Genomic DNA, 19,245 nt, shown 5'->3' on the forward strand with positions numbered 1-19,245 from the left:
CCGGTGGACGCCCTCCGCGTGTCCTCGGTGCGGGGAGGCTGGGAATACCCTAGGGGGGTATATGGTTGGAGTGTGTGAAGCTCCGATAGCGGGGACGCCGGACGGGACAGGGATGACGGTCATGGTCCACAGCACGCACCACACCGGACACCACGGTCCGCACGACGGCCCGCACACCGCCGCGGCGTCCTGGCCCATGGCGGTGAAGGCGACGCTGCACTGTCTGACCGGCTGTGCCGTCGGCGAGATCCTCGGCATGGTCATCGGCACCGCCCTGATGTGGGGCAACGTCCCGACCATGACGCTGGCGATCGCGCTCGCCTTCGTGTTCGGCTACTCGTTCACGCTGTTCGGCGTCCGCCGCTCCGGCCTGAACCTCAGAGCCGCGATCAGGGTCGCGCTCGCCGCCGACACCGTGTCCATCGCCGTGATGGAACTCGTCGACAACGGCATCGTCGCCCTGGTCCCCGGCGCCATGGACGCCCACCTGTCGGACGGGCTGTTCTGGTCGGCGTTGCTGGGCGGTTTCGTCGTCGCCTTCCTGGTCACCACACCGGTCAACAAGTGGATGATCGGCCGCGGCAAGGGCCACGCCGTGGTCCACGCCCACCACTGAGGCGCCGGCCTCCGGAGCGGTTCCGGGGGCCGGCCTGTTCACCGGCGCGGGCGGACCAGGACCCGGTACAGGTCACACAGCTCGACGTCGAAGGTCTCGGCCGTGGTCCGCCGCGGCCCCGCGTTCCGGCAAGGTCGCCGGGCCCGGTCCCGGTGGGGCCTTGCGCGGCCGGTATTCTTCGGGGGTGACGCAACACCCCGGGCCGGACGAACGGCGGTCCTCGAACCCCGGTCCGAAAGCCGCCGCCCGCAACCGGGCGGCCCTGATCGCCGCCGCCCGGGAGATCTACGCGGAGGCCGGCCTCAACGCCCCGTTGTCCGCGATCGCACGCCGGGCCGGCGTCGGACAGGGCGTTCTCTACCGGCACTTCCCCGACCGGGCCGCCGTCGCGGCCGCCGTGCTGGAGGAGAACGTACGGCAGGTCGAGCAGGCGGCGGCGGCCGAGGGCGCCACCTTCGAGGACGCCCTGGGTGTCCTGTCCTGGCACCTGACGGAGTCGTCGGCCTTCATCAGCCTGCTGCACGCCGACGAGGCCGACCGGCGCTCGGGGACCTCCGCGACCCACGCGTACGCCCGCGCCCTCTCCGAACGGGTCGAGCGCGCGCTGCGCGGCCGGCTGCCGCCGGGGCACCGGCTGGCCGCGGCCGACGATCTGACGCTCGCCGTCGCCATGGTCTCCGGTGCCGTCATCGGCCCGACCCACGAGGAGCGGACCGCCCGGGTACTGGCGGCCTGGCGGCTGCTCGGCGTCGAGGTGGGGCCGGTGCGGCCGTTCGACGGGTGAGCGCGGACGGGGCGCAGCCGCCGCCGGACCGGCGGACGCGCACCTCGGCAGGCCTGGCCGCGCAGTGATCGTTCCCGCGTACATGCGGGACCTCCTGCCTCCGCCGGCTCCCGCCCCACCGGAACCGCGGGCGTCCCCTCCGCGCCTCAGGGCACCAGCAGCTGGCCGGCCGCCAGGGCACGGTACAGGGCGTCCCCGGCGAGCAGTTCCTCATGGGTGCCGGTCGCCCGTACCCGGCCGGCCTCCATCACGACGATGCGGTCGGCCGTGGTCACGGTGGACAGCCGGTGCGCGATGACCACGACCGTCGTCTCGCGCGCCACCTCCACGACCACGTCGCGCAGGGCGCGTTCGTTGGCGGCGTCGAGCTGGGACGTGGCCTCGTCCAGCAGCAGCAGCCGGGGCCGGCGCAGCAGCGCCCGGGCGATGGCCACCCGTTGGCGTTCGCCGCCGGACAGCCGCGTGCCCCGGTGGCCTACCGGTGTGTCGAGCCCCTGGGGCAGGGCGCGCGCGAACGCGTCGAGACGGGTGCGGACGAGCACCTCGCCGATCTGCTCCTCGGTGGCGTCCGGTGCGGCGAACAGCAGGTTCTCCCGCAGCGTGCCGGAGAGCACGGGCGCGTCCTGCTCGATGTAGCCGATGCCGGCCCGCAGGTCTGCCAGGGGGATGTCGCGTACGTCCCGGCCGTCTATCAGCACCCGGCCGGAGGCCGGCTCGTAGAACCGTTCCAGCAGGGCGAACACGGTGGACTTCCCCGCCCCGGACGGGCCGACCAGGGCGGTCATCCGGCCGCCGGGCGCGGTGAAGTCCACCGCCCGGTGCACGTCGGGCAGTTCGGGCCGGTAGCGGAAGGAGACCTTCTCGAAGGTGACGGTGGCCGGGGGACCGTCCCGCCCGCCCGCGCTCACGGCGCGGCTCTCTGGCCGGGCCTCCGGGACGGTGTCGGTCTCCAGGAGGTCGATCTCCCGCAGCCGGGCCACCGCCGCCGCCCCCACGTGGAACTGGGTGGTCGCCTGGACCAGCTCGGACACCGGCTGCGTCAGGTAGAAGAGCAGCATCAGGAAGGCCACCAGCACCGAGACCTCGACGGTCCCCGACGCCACCCGGGCGCCGCCCACACCCAGTACGCACAGGAACGACAGCTGCACGGACAGGCCCGCCGAGGTGCCCATCAGCGCCTGCCAGCCGGCCGCCCGGACACCGCTGCGCCAGGCCTCGTCGGCGGTCCGGTGCACCGCGGCCGTCTCCCGGTCCTCGGCCCCGGACGCCTTCACCGTCCGCAGGGCGCCCAGGGCCCGTTCCAGTACGGCGCCCATCTCACCCACCGCGGCCTGGGCCCGCGCGGTGGCCCGCGCGATCCGGGGCATGGTGACGGCCAGCACCGCGCAGGTGAGCGCGATGACACCGGCGGTCACGCCGAGCAGTACCGGGTCGAGCAGCCCCATCGTCACGGTGACCCCCGTCAGGGCGAGCGTGCTGGTGACGGCCGAGACCAGTGACTGGGTGGTGACCTGCCGCAGCAGCGTCGTGTCCGAGGAGACCCGCGACAGGAGGTCACCGGGTTCCAGCCGGTCGAGTTCGGTGATCCTCAGACGCAGCAGCCTGCTCGTGATCCCGCGCCGGGCGCCGCGCACCACCGTCTCGGCGGCGCGCGCCAGGACGTACTGGCCGAGCGCCCGCAGCACGGCGCCGAGCACGACGAGCACCGACAGGGAGGTCAGGGCGCCGGTGACGGGCCGCCGGTCGCCGAGACCGTCGATCAGCTCCTTGGCCGCGAGCGGCTGCACCAGCATGGCCGCCGTACCGGCGAGACCCAGCAGCCCGCCGCAGACGATCCGCGGCAGCTGACCGCGGGCGTACCGCAGCAGGACGCGGCCGGTGGTGCGCAGCGTCAGGGAGGCGGCGGGGAGCGGTGGGGCGGCGGGCGGCCGGGCGGGCACGGCGGGCTCTCAGCGGGCGGCCGGGGCCGGGCGGGAGCCGACGCGGCGCCGTACCGCCGGGAAGACCCGCGTCGCGAGCCGCTCCAGCTGGGCCAGGGTCTCGTCCGTCCCCTCCGCTCCCTCCACCTGGCACATGACGCGGGTGCAGCCGGAGACGCCGATGTGGTGCGTCAGCCGCTCCACGCAGGTCTCCACCGGCCCGACCGGGTGGTGGGCGAGGATCCGGCCCGCCAGCGTCGCGACGTGCTCCTCGGTCACCGGCGGGGCGGCCGGCAGCGACGGGTCGGGCGGCAGACCTCGGTGCTGGTTGAGCGCGAGGATGAACCGGGCCCGGTCCCGCATCAGCCGCTCGGCCTCCCGAGGGGAGCCGGTCACCCGGGTGAACACGGCGAACGCGTGCCCGCCCACGGGCTCGCCCGCACCGGTGGCGCGGACCCGCCGGGCGTGGAGGGCCACCATCTCCGCCTTCGCCTCGGCGCTCTTGTCGAAGAACAGCATCAGCGGCAGCCCCCGGTCGGCGGCCAGTTCGATCGAGGCGGGGGAGCCGGCCGCCACGTACACCGGCGGGTGCGGTGAGGTGCGCGCCGCGGGCAGCGGCCGCACCGACGGCGGGGCGGGTGCCGCGAGGCCCGTGGGCACCTCGCCGCGCAGCGCGTCGAGCAGGCGGTCCAGCGGCGGGCCCAGCCCGGCCCGCCAGTCACCGATCCCGCCGCCCAGCACCTCGTACTCGACGCCCGGGACGCCGCGCCCCACCCCGAGGACGAACCGGCCGTCCGACACCTGGTCGAGCAGCGCCGCCTGCTCGGCCGTGTGCACCGGGGAGTGCAGGGGCAGTACGGTCACCGCCGTGCCGACGTGGACGCGCTCCGTCCGGCCCAGCAGGTACGCCGCGAGGGCCAGCGCCGACGGGTTGACGGCGGAGTCGAGGAAGTGGTGCTCGGTCAGCCACACGTCGTCCAGACCGAGCGCGTCGGCGCCCCTGGCCACCGCCACCGTACGGGCGAGCACCTCGGAGTCCGTCCGGCCCGGGTACCGGTCGGTGGTCAGCAGGACGCCGAACCGCACGCCGTCGTCCGCCGTCATCGTTCCGCCCGGTCCGCCGCGGGCACGGACACGCGCTGCAGCGGGCGGAACAACTCGACGCCCCCGCCCTCGCCGACGGGACGGCCGTCCACCTCCACCCAGGCGTGCGCGCGGAACGGCTCGGTGCGCACACCGGTGCACCAGTCCGGCCACTGCCCCCGCACCCGGCACAGCAGCACGGTGGCCACCGAACGCTGCAGACACCCCTGCCCGGCGCAGGTGCGGCTGACCGACACCACCGCCCGGCGGCTGCGCAGGGCCTGTGCCTCGGCGCAGGGACGGGCGCCGCGGGCGACGGCGCGCAGCACCCGGCGCAGCCGGCCGGGCGACAGCCGGATCAGCAGCCAGGCCGCCGTCACGGCGAGCCGGGCGAGCAGCGCGTCACCCCGGGAGAGCGGGGCCCGTGCCTCGGGTACGACGGGAAAGGTCATGCCGTCACCAGCCGGGCCCCGAGCAGGTGTGCCATCAGCGCGTCGACGTCCGCCGCCACCCGTTCCCGCTGTCCGGGGAAGGACGCGGCGATCTCCTCGACGATCTCCGGTGGGCCGAGGCCGTCCCGCAGCAGCCGGACGACGGTGGCACCGGTGCGGTTGAGCATCCAGTAGCGGCCGGTGGACTCGTGCAGCAGCACCATGCCGTCGTCGGTCTCGGCCGCGGTCACATCGGGGGCGAGTGAATAGCTCATCGGGTTCCCTTCGCGGCACCGGTCCGCTCCCGTGCCGCCTCGACCGAGCGCAGCCACGACTCGCAGGCCAGCGTGGAGACCATCGGGATGAAACTCCGGGGGGTGGGGTGCGGGGCGAGGAGCACGGAGCGGACCGCGACCGGGTCCACCAGGCCCAGCCGGGCCAGCCGCATGTCCTCGCCGAGCTCCAGCAGTTCCCGCCGGTGACGCCGTACACCGGCGTACACGTCGGCGCTGAACTCGCCCTTCGTGGTGCGCTCCAGGACCGGATCGGGGACGGTGCCGCGCAGCGCGGCCGTCAGCAGCGGCTTGGTCAGCCCCGGACGGGTGCGGTCGGTGAGCCGCAGGGTGAGCGCCGCCTGAAGCACCTGGTCGTCGAGGTACGGGGCGTGGTACGAGACGCCGGAGCGGGAGGTGAGACGGTCGGTCAGACGGACGCTCGTCCCGCAGCGGCGTACGGCCTGGACGACCTCGTGCTGCGCGGGATCGGGGGAGTGGGGCTCGGCCCCCCGCTCCGCCGCGTCCCGGAGCAGCCGGCGGCAGACGTCGGCCGCCGGGGCGGTCACCCAGAACGGCAGCCGCGGGTGATGGCCCCAGCCGGTCAGCGGTTCGCGGGGTCCCCGGATGGGCGTGGTGAGGGACTGTGACGCCGCGTGCAGCCACTGGCCGTACGACGGGTCGCGCAGCAGGTTGCGCACCAGCGCGCCGAGCGGCCAGCGGTACATGCTGCGGGCCACCCGCAGGTCGGTGAGGGACCGCAGCGGCGCGCGGCGGGCCAGGGCGTGGAAGAAGGACGGCGCGGTGTGGAAGAGTTCGTCGCCGCCGTGGCCCGTCAGGTGGACGGACACGTCACGGGCGGCCAGCCGTTCGGCCACGTAGGTCATCGCCGCCGTCGTCCGCCACCAGGCGTACGGCGCCTCCAGGTCGTCCTCGGGGACGGGGCGGCCGGCGAACGAGTGCGGCACCTGCGACCAGGGCAGCACGAGGGATTCGGCGTCCGGCAGGTACCCGGCCGCCTGCCGTGCCCACCAGGCGTCGTCGTTGGCGGGGTCCACGGCGTCCTTGCGCACGGTCACCAGCCTCCGGCAGCGCTCGTCCCCTGCGGTGAGCAGGGCCAGGCTGGTGGAGTCCAGGCCGCCGGACAGGTCGCAGCCGACGGCCCCGGACCGCGTCCGCGCGGCGACCGCGCCCCGCAGCGCGGTCAGCACCTGCCGGGCGCTGCGCCCGATCGGCTGGTCGGCCGGGGGAGGGGACCACCAGCGGACCGTGTGGTGGCTGCCGTCGCGACGCACCCGGAGCCAGTGGCCGGGCGGCAGGCAGGACACCGAGCGCCATGCCGTGCGGCCGGTCAGCGGCCAGGGCGGCTGTGCCAGGAGATGGCAGACGACCGTGGTCTCGTCGACCTCGCCGCCCGTGAGGGCCGCCAGGGTGTCCGGCCGGTCGGCCGCCAGGGTGAGGCCGTCGACGGTGGTGTGGAAGATCTCGCGGACGCCCGAGAGGGAGCCCTGAGCGCGCGTCTCACCGGCGAAGGAGGCCAGCGTGTGGTAACTGCCCGGGATCGCCCGCAGGGCGTCGCCGAGCCGGTCGAGGGTCGCACAGCGTTCGACCACGCGCGCGAGCTCCTCGGGGGTCGCCGCGAAGCAGCCGAGGAGGGCGACGCGGCGGGTGCCGGCGGAGGCGGTCAGGATCTCGTCGTCCCCCCAGGAACCGACGACCCAGGGACGCCCGGAGGCGTGGGTGAGTGTGCCGTCCGGTTCCCGGTGGCGCGGCGGCACACCGGCGGCGACCGCGCCCAGCCGGTGGTCGGGCAGAACGAGAAACCGCATGAGTCCTCCACTGGTCCACCGGAGCGAGCCGGTCCGACATCGACGAGCGGCGCACGTGCCGGCTCCCCCCTGCCACATGGTCACCATGGGCTGGTCGGGGAGCCGGCACGGTGGGCTCAGCAGCCCAGCCACCAGCACAGGTCGATGGCGTCCCAGCCCCAGACGCCCGTGTCCAGGGTGAGTTCCCTGAAGCCTCCGACCTCGACCAGGGCGGGCGGCTCGTACACGGTGTTCTCGCTCATGTCGTTCACCTCCCCTCGCATTCGCGTTCACTGCCGGCGGAATGCCGCAGTGCTGCCCCCGTTCGCAATTCATGCCGGGCAGGTGGGTGCAAATGTAGGGACGTGCCGGTCCCGGGCGCCCGAGCGGAACGTCCCGGTGAAGTCCCCTCTCTGTCCTGGTACATGGACAGCGCGATGAGCGAGCCTGAAAACTGGCCGGACGGCTCGCAGGGGCCGGCTCACCGAGGACGGCGGGAGGGACGGATCCGGATGCATTCCGTTCGGGGGACCCGGTACGGCAGGAGACGAGTGCTGCGCGGCGCCCTGGGCGTCGCCGGCGCCCTGGCGCTGGGGACGGCGGCTTCCCGCTCCCCGGCGCGGGCCGCCGTCGGACGCCGGGGCGGCCCCGTCCTCCCCGAGGTGCCGGGCATGCTCGGCGACCGGCTGGCGAACGAGTTCTGGTACCAGTTCGACGAGGCGACCTATTTCCAGCAGTCGCCGCGGCTGCGGGAAGCCTATGCGGAAATGGCCCGCTACCTCGGCGGGAACGCGTTGACCGGTGTCCGCGACGCGTGGGTGAGAACCGGGAGGGAACCCGGATATCCGGAGACGTACGCCGCCTTTCTCGAACCGGTGCGCGAACCGCTCCGGGTGATTTCCCGCGCTCAGGTCGAGGTCTTCGACAGGTATTACGGCCGGCGTCCCGACGGCATTCTCGACGCGATGTCGTACTTCGCCCAAGGGGTGCTGTTCGATCCGCGCAGGGCGCCGCAGGAGTCGGAAGTGCACACCATGAACGGGGACCCGCCGCTCGCCTACCACACCTGGCACGCCTACCAGTACGCGAGCGTCCTGCTGGACGTCGACCGACGGTTCTGGACCGCGATGATTCCCGTCAACGGGTTCGCGTGGGCGCTGCAGTTGGTGGCGAAGCCGGACACCCGGACCGTCAACCCTCCGCTGCCCCGGACGACGGTGGCACGGGTGGCCGCGTCCTGGCTGCCGCGCGGCCCGCGGCGGACCGACGCGGATCTGCTGGCGTTCCATCACCGATGACGCGAAGGGGCGGGCGTACCGGCCGGAGCCCGCCGGCCCGCCCGCCCGGCCCCGTAGCCCGGCCCCGTCGCCTGGTCCGGCCGATGATCGTCTCCCCGCTGGGCGGCAAACTCATCAACTCCCGCGGCCCCAAGCCCGCCCTGATCCTCGGCGCGCTGGTGATAGCCGTCGGGTACGGCCTCGCCCTCCCGCTGATGGGGACCGCCTGGGGTCTGATGGTCGCCGGCATCGTGATCGACAGCGGGGTCGCCCTGGCCCACGGTGCCATGCCCGCGCTGATCATGAGCGCGGTCCCGCTCTCCGAGACGGCGGCGGCCAACGGCTTCAACGCCCTGATGCGCTCGCTCGGCACGACGATCGGCTCGGCGGTGATCGGCGTCGTCCTGGCCCAGATGACCGTCACCCTGGGCGGCTGTTCGCTCGCCTCGGAGGACGGCTTCCGTACGGGGCTGCTGATCGGCTGCGGTGTCGCGCTGGTGTCGGCCGCCGTGGCGTGCCTGATCCCCGCCCTGCGCACGGACAGCGGTGAGGCCGTGGACGAGCAGACCCCGGCCGAGAAGGCGCCGACCCGCGCCTGAACCGGCACGGGCGCCCGGTGCTCACCGGGCGCCCGCCGGGCCCGGCAGCGGGAAACGGGGCCCCGCCGAAGGCGTGAGCCGGCTGCCCGACGCACGCGTCGCACGGCCCCGCACCCGCTCCGCGCGGCCGCACCGGCCCCGCACACCGCCCCGCTCCGTTCACGGCCCGGCCGGACCGGGCATGCCCTCCGCGAGTCCGCCGCAGCCGGAGGGCGGGAACCCGACCGCCGGTTCCCAGCTCCCGGCCCCGCGACCGAGGAGGCCCCGCATGATCCGTACCGGCCAGCAGTACAAGGAATCCCTCTCTTCCGACCGGCAGATCTGGATCGACGGCGAACGCGTCAAAGACGTCACCGCACATCCCCAGTTCGCCCCGATCGTCGGCATCCGCGCCCGTATCCACGACCTCGCCCACGAGGCCGCCACCCAGGACGTCATGTCCTACGCCGATCCGGAGACCGGCGAGCGCCACAGCGTCGCCTGCAGGCCGCCGCTCACCCAGCGGGACTGGCACGACAAGCGCGCCGCCGTCGACACCGTGCTGGACGAGGCGCGCGGCGTCGTCACCCGGGTCGGCGACGAGACGGTCGGCGAGATGTGGTCGCTCCTCGACGGACAGCGGGTCCTCGACGAACTGGACCCGCGGTTCTCCGGGAACATCCGGCGCCATGTCGCCCGTTCGGTGACCGAGGACCTGTTCCATGTCTCGGCCGACACCGACCCCAAGGGCGACCGGTCCAAACGCCCCCAGGACCAGGACCCCGACCTGCTGCTGCGGGTGGTCCGCGAGACCGACAGCGGCATCGTCGTGCGCGGCGCCAAGTACGAGACCGCGGCGGCCTACGCGAACCAGGCGTTCGTCAAACCGGCCGTCGCCGACTGGGGCGGCACCGAACTGTCGGAGTACGCCGTCGGGTTCATCGTCGACATGAACACCAAGGGCCTGAAGTTCCTCTGCCGCACCGGGTTCGCCGGCCGCGGCAAGCCCGAGGACTACCCCCTGTCCCACCGCGTCGACGAGATCGACACCCTGGTGGTCTTCGACGACGTCGAGATCCCCTGGGAGGACGTGCTGTTCCACCGGCACACCAAGGCGGCCGCCCTGCTCCGCACCACCCTGCACCGCTACTCGGCGCTGCCCTTCACCCACCGCGCCCTGCGCCTGGCCGACCTCATGATCGGCGCCGCGCTGTGGAACGTACGGCAGACCGGGCTGGAACGCCGCCCGGCGGTGCGGGAGAAACTGGCCCAGCTGGCCTGCTACCGCGAGAGCGTCAACGCCCACCTCACCGCGGCGATCGCGATGGGCACGACGTCACCCGGCGGACTGTTCATGCCGGACCAGTCCCTGCTGCACACCGGCCGGGTGCTGGCCTGCTCCCAACTGCCGCAGATGACACACCTCGCCCGTGAGCTGTGCGGCGGCCAGATCTGCGTCACCCCGGACTCGGCGAGCTTCGCCGACCCCGAGGCGGGCCGCTGGCTGGAGAAGTTCTACTCGATCGACGAGAACTGGGTGGCCGACGACCGGCGCAAGCTCCTCGCCTTCGCCCGCGACCTGCTCAACTCCGACTACGCCGGGCACCGCCTCACCTTCCAGCTCTTCGCGCAGGGCCCGCCCTTCGCCCAACTGGCCGCCGTCTACCACGCCTTCGACTGGAGCGGCCCGCTGGACCTGGTCCGGGACGCCGCCGGACTGTCCGACCGCGTACGGGGCCCGGAGCGGGACTGACGAACACCGCCGTACGGCACCGGCCCGGCCGCCGGTGCCGTACGCGCACGACGCGGCTCGGAACGCCCGAGGGGGAACGGCGGGGGGAAGGGGACGGCGGGGGACGTACCCACTCCCCGCCACTCTCAACGTATAGCGCACGGGGGGCCTTGCGGCAAGGCCCCCGTCGTGCCGCAGAATGACCGGCCTGAGCCCAGGACCAGCCAAAACGGGAGCCGCCGAGTGCGTGTGTTGTTGTCGACGTATGGGTCGCGGGGGGACGTCGAACCCTTGGTGGGGCTGGCCATGGCGTTGCGGGACCTCGGCGCCGAGGCGCTGGTGTGCGCGCCGCCGGACGAGGACTTCGCGCGGCGGCTGGCCGGTGCCGGTGTGCCGCTGGTACCGGTCGGCCCGTCGGCGCGCGCGCTGACGAAGGCCGCGCCGGCGCCGTCGTCCCTGCCCGAGCGCGCGGCGGCGTTGATCGCCGCCCAGTTCGAGGTGGTCACCGAGGCCGCCGAGGGCTGCGACGTGCTGGTGGCGACCGGCGTGGTGCCGGCCGCGGCCGGCGCGCTGTCGGTGGCCGAGAAACTCGGCATCCGCTCCGTGTCCGTGACCTTCCAGCAACTGACCCTGCCGTCCCCGCTGCGCCGGCCGCTGGCGTACCCCGGCCGGCCTCTCCCGCCGGAGGTGTCCGACCACCGGAAGCTGTGGGAGCTGGACGCCGAGAGCATCGACGTCCTGTTCGGGGAGGCGCTCGACACGAGCCGGGTCTCCCACGGACTGCCCCCGGTGCGGGGCGTCCGTGACTACGTCATCGGCGACCGGCCGTGGCTGGCGACCGACCCGGTCCTGGACCCGTGGCAGGGGACCGAGGACCTCGGCGTCGTACAGACCGGCGCCTGGATCGCCCCCGGCGTCCGCCCGCTCCCGGCCGCGTTGACGGCGTTCCTGGAGGCCGGCGCGCCACCGGTGTACGTGGGTTTCGGCAGCATGCCCCTGCACACGGCGCCGGACGCCGCCCGGGTGGCGGTCGAGGCGGTCCGCGCCCACGGACGCCGGGTGGTGCTGGGCGGTGGCTGGGCCGGCCTGACCCGGTCCGACGACCGGGACGACTGCTTCCTCGTCGGCGAGGCCGACCACCGGGCGCTCTTCGGCCGGGTGGCCGCCGTCGTGCACCACGGCGGCGCGGGCACCACGACCACCGCGGCCCGGGCCGGCACGCCCCAGGTGGTGGTACCCCAGGCCGTGGACCAGCCCTACTGGGCGGACCGGGTCGCCGGCCTCGGCATCGGCGCCGCGCATGACGGCCCGACCCCCACCGTCGCCTCCCTGACCGACGCCCTCGGGACGGCCCTGGCGCCCGGAACCGCGGCGCGGGCACGTGCCGTGGCCGCCACGGTGCGCACCGACGGGGCGACGGTGGCGGCCAAGCTGCTGCTCGGCCTGGCCGACGCTTCGAAACCGCGCGGATCAGCGCGAACATGAAACCCACGACGGAACGGAGGACACCCGTCCCCGGACCGTCCCCGGACCCGGACCCCAGCCCGGACCCGGACCCGAGCCCGGACCCGAGCCCGGCCCCCGCAACGCGCCTTGGTCGCGAGCGACCCACACATCGGAGCTGAGACAAACCGTGAAACCCCTGACCACCAGCGCGTTCGACCTCCCCGACCGGCTCTCGGCCAAGGCCGGCCCGGCGCTGATCGCCGAGGACGAGCGGCACTTCGCGGCCCTGGCGGCGTGCCTGGAGGAGTCGATCGCCGAGCTGTCCGACCGTCTCGCCGCCGCCCGCAGGGCCCCCGGCGGCCTGGGCCGGCACGCGATGGACCGGGACGCGGAGATCCACCGGCTGACCGCGCGGCTGCGCGCCCTGCGCCGCTTCGGCCTCGACCTGTGCCTCGGACGCATGGTCGGCGCGGACAGCCCCGAGCCGGTGTACATCGGACGGCTCGGCCTCACCGACAGCACGGGGCGCCGGCTGCTGGTCGACTGGCGTTCCCCCGCCGCCGAGCCGTTCTTCGGCGCCACCCACGCCCGTCCGATGGGGCTGGCGAGCCGCCGCCGGTACCGCTGGACCGACGGCCGGATCAGCGACTACTGGGACGAGGTGTTCACCCCGGACGGGCTGGCCGGACACGCCGCGCTCGACGACCAGTCCGCCTTCATCGCCAGCCTCGGCTCCACCAGGACGGCACGGATGCGGGACGTCCTCGGCACCATCCAGGCCGACCAGGACGCCGTCATCCGCGCGGGCTCCCGCGGCACCCTCGTCGTGGACGGCGGTCCGGGCACCGGCAAGACCGTCGTCGCGCTGCACCGTGCCGCCTACCTCGTCTACTCCGACCCGCGTCTGGGGCACCGCAGGGGCGGTGTCCTGTTCGTCGGCCCGCACCGGCCCTACCTCGCCTACGTCTCCGACGTCCTGCCCAGCCTCGGGGAGGAGGGCGTGCAGACCTGTGTCCTGCGCGACCTCGTCGCCGAGGGAGCCGGAGCGGGCGTGGAGGCCGACCCGGAGGTGGCCCGGCTCAAGTCGTCCGCCGACCTGGTGAAGGCGATCGAGAAGGCCGTCCGGTTCTACGAGGAGCCGCCCGCCGAGGGCATGACGGTCACCACCCCCTGGTCCGACATCTGGCTGAGCGCCGACGAATGGGCCGCGGCCTTCGAGGCGGCGGCCCCCGGCACCCCGCACAACGAGGCCCGCGACCAGGTCTGGGAGGAACTGCTCACCATCCTGACCGACAAGCACGACGGGGACGCCCCGGAGGAACTGCTGCGCAGGTCGCTCAACCGGAACCGGGAACTGCGCACCGCCTTCGACCGCGCCTGGCCGCTGCTCGAAGCGGCCGACCTGGTCGGTGACCTCTGGTCGGTCCCCGCCTACCTGCGGCTGTGCGCGCCCTGGCTCGACCGGGACGACGTACGCAGGCTCCAGCGCGCTGACCCGGCCGCCTGGACCGTGTCCGACCTGCCGCTGCTGGACGCGGCGCGGCAGCGGCTCGGCGACCCGGAGGCGGCCCGGCGAAGGCGCCGGGACCAGGCCGCCCTGGCCGCCCAGCGCGACCGCATGGACCGGGTCGTCGACAACCTGGTCGCGGCGGTGGCGGACTCCGGCGCCGACGGTGACGACGGAGAGGGCCTGGTACGGATGCTGCGCGGCCAGGACGCCCGGGTCAGCCTGGTCGACGAGAGCGAACTGGCCACCGTCGAACCGGACTTGCTGGCCGGTCCGTTCGCCCACGTCGTCGTCGACGAGGCCCAGGAACTGACCGACGCGGAGTGGCAGATGCTGCTGGTCCGCTGCCCCTCGCGCAGCTTCACCGTCGTCGGGGACCGCGCCCAGGCGCGGCACGGGTTCACCGAGTCATGGCGGGAACGGCTCGAACGGGTCGGCCTCGACCGCATCGGCCTGGCCTCCCTGAACATCAACTACCGGACGCCGGAGGAGATCATGGCGGAGGCCGAGCCGGTCATCCGGGCCGCCCTCCCGGACGCCAACGTGCCCACCTCCGTCCGCAGCGGCGGCGTCCCCGTCGTCCACGGCGCCACCGCGGACCTGGAGACGGTCCTCGGCACCTGGCTCGCCGCACACGACGAGGGAACCGCCTGTGTGATCGGCGACCCCGCGTTCCGGGCGACGTCCCGCGTCCGCTCGCTCACCCCCGAACTGGCGAAGGGACTCGAATTCGACCTGGTCGTCCTCGTCGACCCGGACCGGTTCGGCGAAGGCGTCGAAGGAGCCGTCGACCGTTACGTCGCGATGACCCGCGCGACCCGGCAACTCGTCGTCCTCACCAGTCCCTGACCTCGGCGGGCGACGCGACGGCCGGTGCACGGGACCGGTCGTCCGTAGCCGGACGAGCGGGTCGGCGGAGCGTGCCGGAACGCGGCGGGAACTATCGTAGGTCCGACAAGTGTTCTGGTCGCGCGGGACGACGGCGGTGTCCCGCGTTCCACGGGGGAGTCGGACGGCGGTGGCGGAATGGGTGAAGACGGAACGGACGGCGTGACCGGCGCGGGGACGTCGTCCGGGGGCGGTGCGCGCGGGCTGTCGGTGACGTTCGAGCCCGGCGCGTTCCGCGTCGCGGACGCGCGTCGTGTCGCGGTCCGGTACCTGGCCGCGTCACGGGACGAGCGGGCCGAGCCGTGGCCGGACCGGGTCGTGGAGGCGGCGCAGCTGGTGGTCAGCGAACTGGTCACCAACGCGGTCAAGTACGGGTCGGGCCCGGTGCGGCTGTCCCTGTCCGTCGCCGACGGCATGATGTCGGTGACCGTGCGGGACGGCGAGACGGCCCTGCCGGTACCGCGGCCGGCCGACCCCGGCCGGGTGGGCCAGCACGGCCTGGAGATCGTCGCGGCGCTGAGCCAGCACCTCGACGTCCGGCGTGAGCCGACCGGCAAACGGGTCACGGCCCGCATCGCGCTGCGCTGAGCGCGCCCACCGCTGCGGCGAGGACATCGGCGGGCGGGACCGGTCCCGCCCCACTACGGGAGCCGCGGACTCCGGTCGCCGTACCAGTCCAGGCACAGGACGGTGGCGTCGTCCCGCAGCCGGCCCCGGCAGGCGTCCTGGACGGCGCCGACCAGGGTGCGGACCACCTCCCTGGGGTGGAGGGCGCGGGAGTCGCGGAGCAGGGCGGGCAGATCGACCCCGGACGCGCCGCGCTCCTGCATGCCGTCGGTGAGCAGGACCAGCCGGTCGCCGGGGCGCAGTTCCAGGTACTGAACCTGGTGGGGCACGGGGGAGGCGACACCGAAGGGCAGGTTCGCGGTGAGCATCAGCTCCCGTACGGTGCCGTCACGCAGCAGCAGGGGGCGCGGATGGCCGGCGTTGACCAGCTGGACGGCGCCGGTGCTGAGCTGGACGCACAGCAACTGACCCGTGGCCAGGCCCCGGTTGTGGTGGAGCAGGGCATGGTGCGCGCGTCTGGCCTGTTCCGCGATGCCGCATCCGGTGCGGCGGGCGCCGCGCAGTGCCCCGAGGAGCAGGGTGGCCAGCAGCGCCGAGTCGGTGTCGTGGCCCATCGCGTCGGTGATGGACAGATGCAGCACGTCCCGGTCCAACGCGAAGTCGTAGGTGTCGCCCCCGATGTCGTCGGCCGGTACCAGACCGCCGGCGATGGAGAACTGCGCGGCCTCGCAGGCCGAGGCGGACGGCAGCAACTGGTGCTGGATCTCGGCGGCCAGACTGGTCGGTGTGGTGCGCCGGCCCCAGTGGTAGAGGTCGGTGAAGCGCCGGTCGGTGACGATGATGTAGGCCAGGGCGTGGGCCGCCTGGTCGACCTTGCGCAGGACCGACGGGTCGTCGTGCGGAAGGGTCACCTCCAGGACCCCCACGCAGTCCCCGCGGTTCGTGACCGGTGAGATCACCCGGTGGCTTCCGTCACCGTCCGGTTCGACGCGTCGGCGCTGCGACCGCAGCACCTGCTCGTAGACGCTGCCGCGCAGCGCGATGTGCGTCGCCCCGTGCCCGTCCAGCACGCCGTCGGCGGTGGTGATCCGTACCAGTTCCTCCTCGATCAGATCCAGGAAGAGGAAAGAGACGCTGGCCGCCGCGAACCGCTTCTGGAGGTTGCGCGCCACGACGTCGACCGATTCCACAGGCGAGGCATCCTCGGCGTCGGCGAGCAGGTCTCCCAGCTCCAAGGTGTTGCCGTCCATGGTCCGCTCCCTCCACGGTCGTGATGTGATGTCCTGCCATCACGGAGGGTTCATCTGCCCGGTCACGGCCCGCACATGCCCGGAAGATCCCGCGTCGAGCGCGGTCGTGCGGGTGTGCGGAGACGGAAACACGGGAGAGTGACAGCCGGGTTCGCACCCATGGCGCACGGGGAACGCGGGTACTCCTCAGTCAGGTCAGCCGAGCGAGAGGTGACTCATGCTCTTCACGCTGTGCACCGCGGGGCCGCTGCTGCTCGCCCTTCTCCTGGTCCATCAGAACACCGACCGGCGCGCACCGCGCCACAAACGCCACGGTCCGCCCGTCCGCTGACGTCACCCGCCCGGTCACCTCGGCCGCCGCCTTCGCCCAGTGGGCGACCGGCCTGGTGCCCGGCGAGGGCCCCGGCGGCGATGTGTGGGTCCGCGCTTTGCGCTGATCGCTTTGCGTTGATCACCGTAATCGATTGACTTTCGATCGATGTCAATCGAGAATCGATACATGCCTCGCTTCCTCATCACCATTCTGCGCGTCGGTATCGCAGCGTCGATCATGTTCGGTCTCTTCGGCCAGATCGTGGTCATCCCCACCGTGGCGGCCGACGAGGTCGACCGGTTCCCGGCCTACGCCCCGTTCGCCACGCCCTACGTGACCGTCGCGATCACCGGCGTCGCCTGCGTCCAGGTCGTCCTCGCCGCCATGTGGATGCTGCTCGACATGGTCGAACGCGATGTGATCTTCACCGAGCGGGCCTTCCGCTGGGTCGACATCATCATCGGCGCCGCGATAGTGGCGACCCTGCTGGCGTTCGGGGTCACCGGCCACTTGCTCCTGGCCGAGATCCCCTCGCCCGACGACGGCATGGAGATCGACAGCGCGCTCGCCGCCGCGGCCGTCTGCGTGGCCGTGGGCGCGGCGTTCGCGATGCTGATGGTGATCATGCGGGGCCTGCTGCACAAGGCGACGGTGCTGCGGGCCGAGATGGCCGAGGTCGTCTGATGGCGATCGTCGTCGACCTCGACGTCCTGCTCGCCCGACGGGGGATGTCGGTCGGTGCGTTCGCCGACGCCGTCGGCATCACCCCCGCCAATGTCGCCGTACTGAAGAACGGCCGTGCCAAGGCGGTGCGGTTCACGACGCTCGACGCCATCTGCCGCACCCTCGGCTGCCAGCCCGGCGACGTGCTGCGCTGGGTGCCCGACGACGGTACGGGGGAGTCGGGGACCGGGGCGTGAAGGTGCCGGTCCCGACGGTCGTGACGCGGACACCCAGGAATCGCACGTGCCCGGTGGATATCCGTTGTTGCGGTCCGGTTTCGAGCCGGCGACGGCGGGTTGCCCGCCCGGGCGCCGCGCGTTGTCCAGGTATGGAGACCCCCTACGCGGCACTGAACGGCGCCTACTGGCTCGACGACGACCTGGCTCCCTGCCCGGACTGTTCACGCTTGCTGGACACCCCGCCGGCCGGCGACGCCGGACGAGTCCGGAGCGACGGTGACCGGCCTGTCCCCGTGGTGTGGCGAGCCGTCAGCGGCGTCACCTCCGCGGCGCACGCGGCCCTGTCCGCGCTGAGCCCGCGAGCCGGACGCCGGCGGAGGTCCCGGCGGGACGGTACGGGGACGCGCTGCGGCTCTGAGCAGTGATGCACCGCCGCCGGCCCCGTCGTGCGACCGGGGCTCACGGCCGACGGGAGCGGAGCGGGTCGATGAGACCGTCCGCCCGGCCGGTGGAGCGGCGGGCCGATCTCCCGTGGGCGTTCGCACTGCCGTCTCGCCCCGTCGAGCACCCGGGTGAGGCCCGTCCAGCCGCGCGGGACCGGACGCCCTGAACTCTCCGCCGGTGCGTCGCCATGCCCACCGCACAACGGTGGTTGGCGTCACCGGTGCTGACGCGCGGACCGCCGCCCGGCCTCCGGGAGTCACCGCGCGGCCTGCGGCAACCGCTACTCGGCCTTCTCGGACGGTGCCTCGTCCGCCGGCGCCGCGGCCGGAGCGGCCTCGGACACGGTGTAGAAGACGGAGGAGCCCTGCTTGGTGCGCTGCACCTGGTTCCTGGCCACCAGGTTCTCCAGAGTGTTGCGCACGACCGTGGTCTTGACCGTCCGGTCGGCGTGGGCCTCGCCCAGCGCGGTGGCCACCTCCGCGGCGGAACGCGGCTCCGTCTGCTCGGCCAGCACACCGAGGATCAGCTCGCCCAGCGTCGGTGCGGCCGGCTTCTTCGCCGCGGTCTTGGCCGCGGTCTTGGCGGTGGTCCTGGCAGCCGGCTTGGCCGCGGACTTGCCGGCCGACGGGGCCTTCTTCTCCGCCTTGCGCTGCTGCGGAGCGGACTTCTTCGCCCGGGTCCGCTTGCCGCCGGTGCCCTCGGCGGGTGCCGGCTTCTTGCGCGGCGACGGCACGGCCGCCGTGTCGGGCGCGACCGCCTCCTCGGCCGGGGCCCGCGTCGAGCCCAGTGCCTGCTGGATGTTGACCAGCACACCGTGGTCGCGCTGCAACGCGGCGAGCCGCTCCTGCAAGGTGGTGATTTCCGAGCTGAGGCGCTCCTGCTCCTTGGCGTTGCGCTCCAGATCGCCGGTCACCTGCGCGGCGTACTGCGAGGCGAGTTCGGTGGCGGTGGACGCTGTCTCCGACATGGTCGGTCACTCTCCTTGATGCTGACGGTCGTTGCTGTCGGCGGGCAGCAGCCGGGTGCCGACGGACGGCGGGCCGCCCTTCCGGCCACGCGTGACACCCGCGCGGGCCTCGACTGCTGCGTATGCCCTGAGGTGGAGATACTACGTACAACTAGTGCCACTTGTTCCTCTCGGGTCGATTTCCGCTCGGACGAGAGTGACTGACACACCATCAGGCGGTGGTCAGGAGATGCCGTACGACCGCGTCGAACAGGTACTCCCGGGTGTGCCCGGCGTTGTCGGCGGTGAGTGTGCGGCCGGCGGCGTCCGGGACGGGAGTGGAGGTGTGGTTGTGGACGGAGAAGCGCTCCTCGGGGGTGTGGCACTGCCCGGCGCGGTGGCCGCCGTGGTGGGTGGGGCGAGGGCGACAGGAGTGGCTCCGACGGTCGCGGGCGGACCCGGCGGGGCGCGGGGGAGGCACC

General features: G+C 73.7%; 18 protein-coding genes and 1 pseudogene. 10 read left to right on the forward strand and 9 right to left on the reverse strand.

Features of this window, described 5'->3' with window-relative positions:
* Positions 1–121 precede the first annotated feature (121 nt).
* Both ACZ3IG_RS25030 and ACZ3IG_RS25035 read left to right on the forward strand, forming a co-directional pair.
* A complete protein-coding gene (locus tag ACZ3IG_RS25030) occupies positions 122–616 on the forward strand; it encodes a DUF4396 domain-containing protein (RefSeq protein WP_467434787.1) in 495 nt (164 codons plus the stop codon).
* A gap of 184 nt (positions 617–800) precedes the next feature.
* Positions 801–1,400 carry a TetR/AcrR family transcriptional regulator gene (locus tag ACZ3IG_RS25035; protein WP_467434788.1) on the forward strand — a complete coding sequence of 200 codons (600 nt, stop codon included), beginning with the start codon at positions 801–803 and terminating at the stop codon, positions 1,398–1,400.
* A 146-nt stretch (positions 1,401–1,546) separates the two neighbouring features.
* Here the strand turns inward: ACZ3IG_RS25035 and ACZ3IG_RS25040 are convergent, their stop codons facing one another.
* From ACZ3IG_RS25040 to ACZ3IG_RS25065, 6 genes are all read right to left on the reverse strand, one after another.
* Positions 1,547–3,340: an ABC transporter ATP-binding protein gene (locus ACZ3IG_RS25040; RefSeq protein WP_467434789.1), complete on the reverse strand. Its 1,794-nt coding sequence runs from the start codon at positions 3,338–3,340 to the stop codon at positions 1,547–1,549.
* A gap of 9 nt (positions 3,341–3,349) precedes the next feature.
* On the reverse strand, positions 3,350–4,423 hold the full coding sequence (locus ACZ3IG_RS25045; RefSeq protein ID WP_467434791.1) for an LLM class flavin-dependent oxidoreductase: 1,074 nt from the start codon (positions 4,421–4,423) through the stop codon (positions 3,350–3,352).
* Positions 4,420–4,854: a lasso peptide biosynthesis B2 protein gene (locus ACZ3IG_RS25050; protein WP_467434792.1), complete on the reverse strand. Its 435-nt coding sequence runs from the start codon at positions 4,852–4,854 to the stop codon at positions 4,420–4,422. Before ACZ3IG_RS25050 ends, ACZ3IG_RS25045 begins: the two co-directional genes overlap by 4 nt.
* Complete coding sequence (locus tag ACZ3IG_RS25055) at positions 4,851–5,108, reverse strand: lasso peptide biosynthesis PqqD family chaperone (RefSeq protein ID WP_467434793.1); 258 nt, start codon at positions 5,106–5,108, stop codon at positions 4,851–4,853. The genes ACZ3IG_RS25050 and ACZ3IG_RS25055 overlap by 4 nt, the downstream gene beginning before the upstream one ends.
* A complete protein-coding gene (locus tag ACZ3IG_RS25060; RefSeq protein WP_467434795.1) occupies positions 5,105–6,934 on the reverse strand; it encodes an asparagine synthase-related protein in 1,830 nt (609 codons plus the stop codon). The genes ACZ3IG_RS25055 and ACZ3IG_RS25060 overlap by 4 nt, the downstream gene beginning before the upstream one ends.
* 116 nt (positions 6,935–7,050) lie before the next feature.
* Positions 7,051–7,176 carry a lasso RiPP family leader peptide-containing protein gene (locus ACZ3IG_RS25065; protein ID WP_467434796.1) on the reverse strand — a complete coding sequence of 42 codons (126 nt, stop codon included), beginning with the start codon at positions 7,174–7,176 and terminating at the stop codon, positions 7,051–7,053.
* A gap of 249 nt (positions 7,177–7,425) precedes the next feature.
* On the opposite strand from ACZ3IG_RS25065, the gene ACZ3IG_RS25070 reads away from it, so the two are divergent.
* From ACZ3IG_RS25070 to ACZ3IG_RS25095, 6 genes and pseudogenes are all read left to right on the forward strand, one after another.
* Entirely contained in the window at positions 7,426–8,211 is a 786-nt protein-coding gene (locus ACZ3IG_RS25070; RefSeq protein WP_467434797.1) for a hypothetical protein, read from the forward strand.
* Positions 8,212–8,294: 83 nt separating this feature from the next.
* Positions 8,295–8,789 (forward strand): annotated as a pseudogene (locus ACZ3IG_RS25075) (MFS transporter); the annotation flags it as partial.
* A gap of 268 nt (positions 8,790–9,057) precedes the next feature.
* On the forward strand, positions 9,058–10,521 hold the full coding sequence (locus ACZ3IG_RS25080; RefSeq protein WP_467434799.1) for a 4-hydroxyphenylacetate 3-hydroxylase family protein: 1,464 nt from the start codon (positions 9,058–9,060) through the stop codon (positions 10,519–10,521).
* 285 nt (positions 10,522–10,806) lie between these two features.
* Positions 10,807–11,985 carry a glycosyltransferase gene (locus ACZ3IG_RS25085; RefSeq protein WP_467434800.1) on the forward strand — a complete coding sequence of 393 codons (1,179 nt, stop codon included), beginning with the start codon at positions 10,807–10,809 and terminating at the stop codon, positions 11,983–11,985.
* 148 nt (positions 11,986–12,133) lie between these two features.
* Entirely contained in the window at positions 12,134–14,302 is a 2,169-nt protein-coding gene (gene helR, locus ACZ3IG_RS25090; RefSeq protein ID WP_467434801.1) for an RNA polymerase recycling motor ATPase HelR, read from the forward strand.
* A gap of 177 nt (positions 14,303–14,479) precedes the next feature.
* Complete coding sequence (locus tag ACZ3IG_RS25095; protein WP_467434803.1) at positions 14,480–14,929, forward strand: ATP-binding protein; 450 nt, start codon at positions 14,480–14,482, stop codon at positions 14,927–14,929.
* A gap of 53 nt (positions 14,930–14,982) precedes the next feature.
* Here the strand turns inward: ACZ3IG_RS25095 and ACZ3IG_RS25100 are convergent, their stop codons facing one another.
* The gene (locus ACZ3IG_RS25100) at positions 14,983–16,158 is read right to left on the reverse strand and encodes a PP2C family protein-serine/threonine phosphatase (RefSeq protein ID WP_467434804.1); all 1,176 of its coding nucleotides are present in this window, start codon (positions 16,156–16,158) and stop codon (positions 14,983–14,985) included.
* Between the two features lie 499 nt (positions 16,159–16,657).
* Between ACZ3IG_RS25100 and ACZ3IG_RS25105 the strand changes: the two genes are divergently transcribed.
* Both ACZ3IG_RS25105 and ACZ3IG_RS25110 read left to right on the forward strand, forming a co-directional pair.
* Positions 16,658–17,155, forward strand: coding sequence for a DUF2975 domain-containing protein (locus tag ACZ3IG_RS25105; protein ID WP_467434805.1), 498 nt, complete (start codon positions 16,658–16,660; stop codon positions 17,153–17,155).
* Positions 17,155–17,391: a helix-turn-helix domain-containing protein gene (locus ACZ3IG_RS25110; protein ID WP_467434806.1), complete on the forward strand. Its 237-nt coding sequence runs from the start codon at positions 17,155–17,157 to the stop codon at positions 17,389–17,391. The genes ACZ3IG_RS25105 and ACZ3IG_RS25110 overlap by 1 nt, the downstream gene beginning before the upstream one ends.
* A gap of 706 nt (positions 17,392–18,097) precedes the next feature.
* Here ACZ3IG_RS25110 and ACZ3IG_RS25115 read toward each other — a convergent pair.
* Together ACZ3IG_RS25115 and ACZ3IG_RS25120 are read right to left on the reverse strand one after the other, a co-directional pair.
* A complete protein-coding gene (locus ACZ3IG_RS25115; protein ID WP_467434807.1) occupies positions 18,098–18,784 on the reverse strand; it encodes a hypothetical protein in 687 nt (228 codons plus the stop codon).
* 211 nt (positions 18,785–18,995) lie between these two features.
* The gene (locus ACZ3IG_RS25120; RefSeq protein ID WP_467434809.1) at positions 18,996–19,244 is read right to left on the reverse strand and encodes a hypothetical protein; all 249 of its coding nucleotides are present in this window, start codon (positions 19,242–19,244) and stop codon (positions 18,996–18,998) included.
* Position 19,245: the final 1 nt, after the last annotated feature.

Source organism: Streptomyces sp. NPDC016677 (assembly GCF_055562815.1).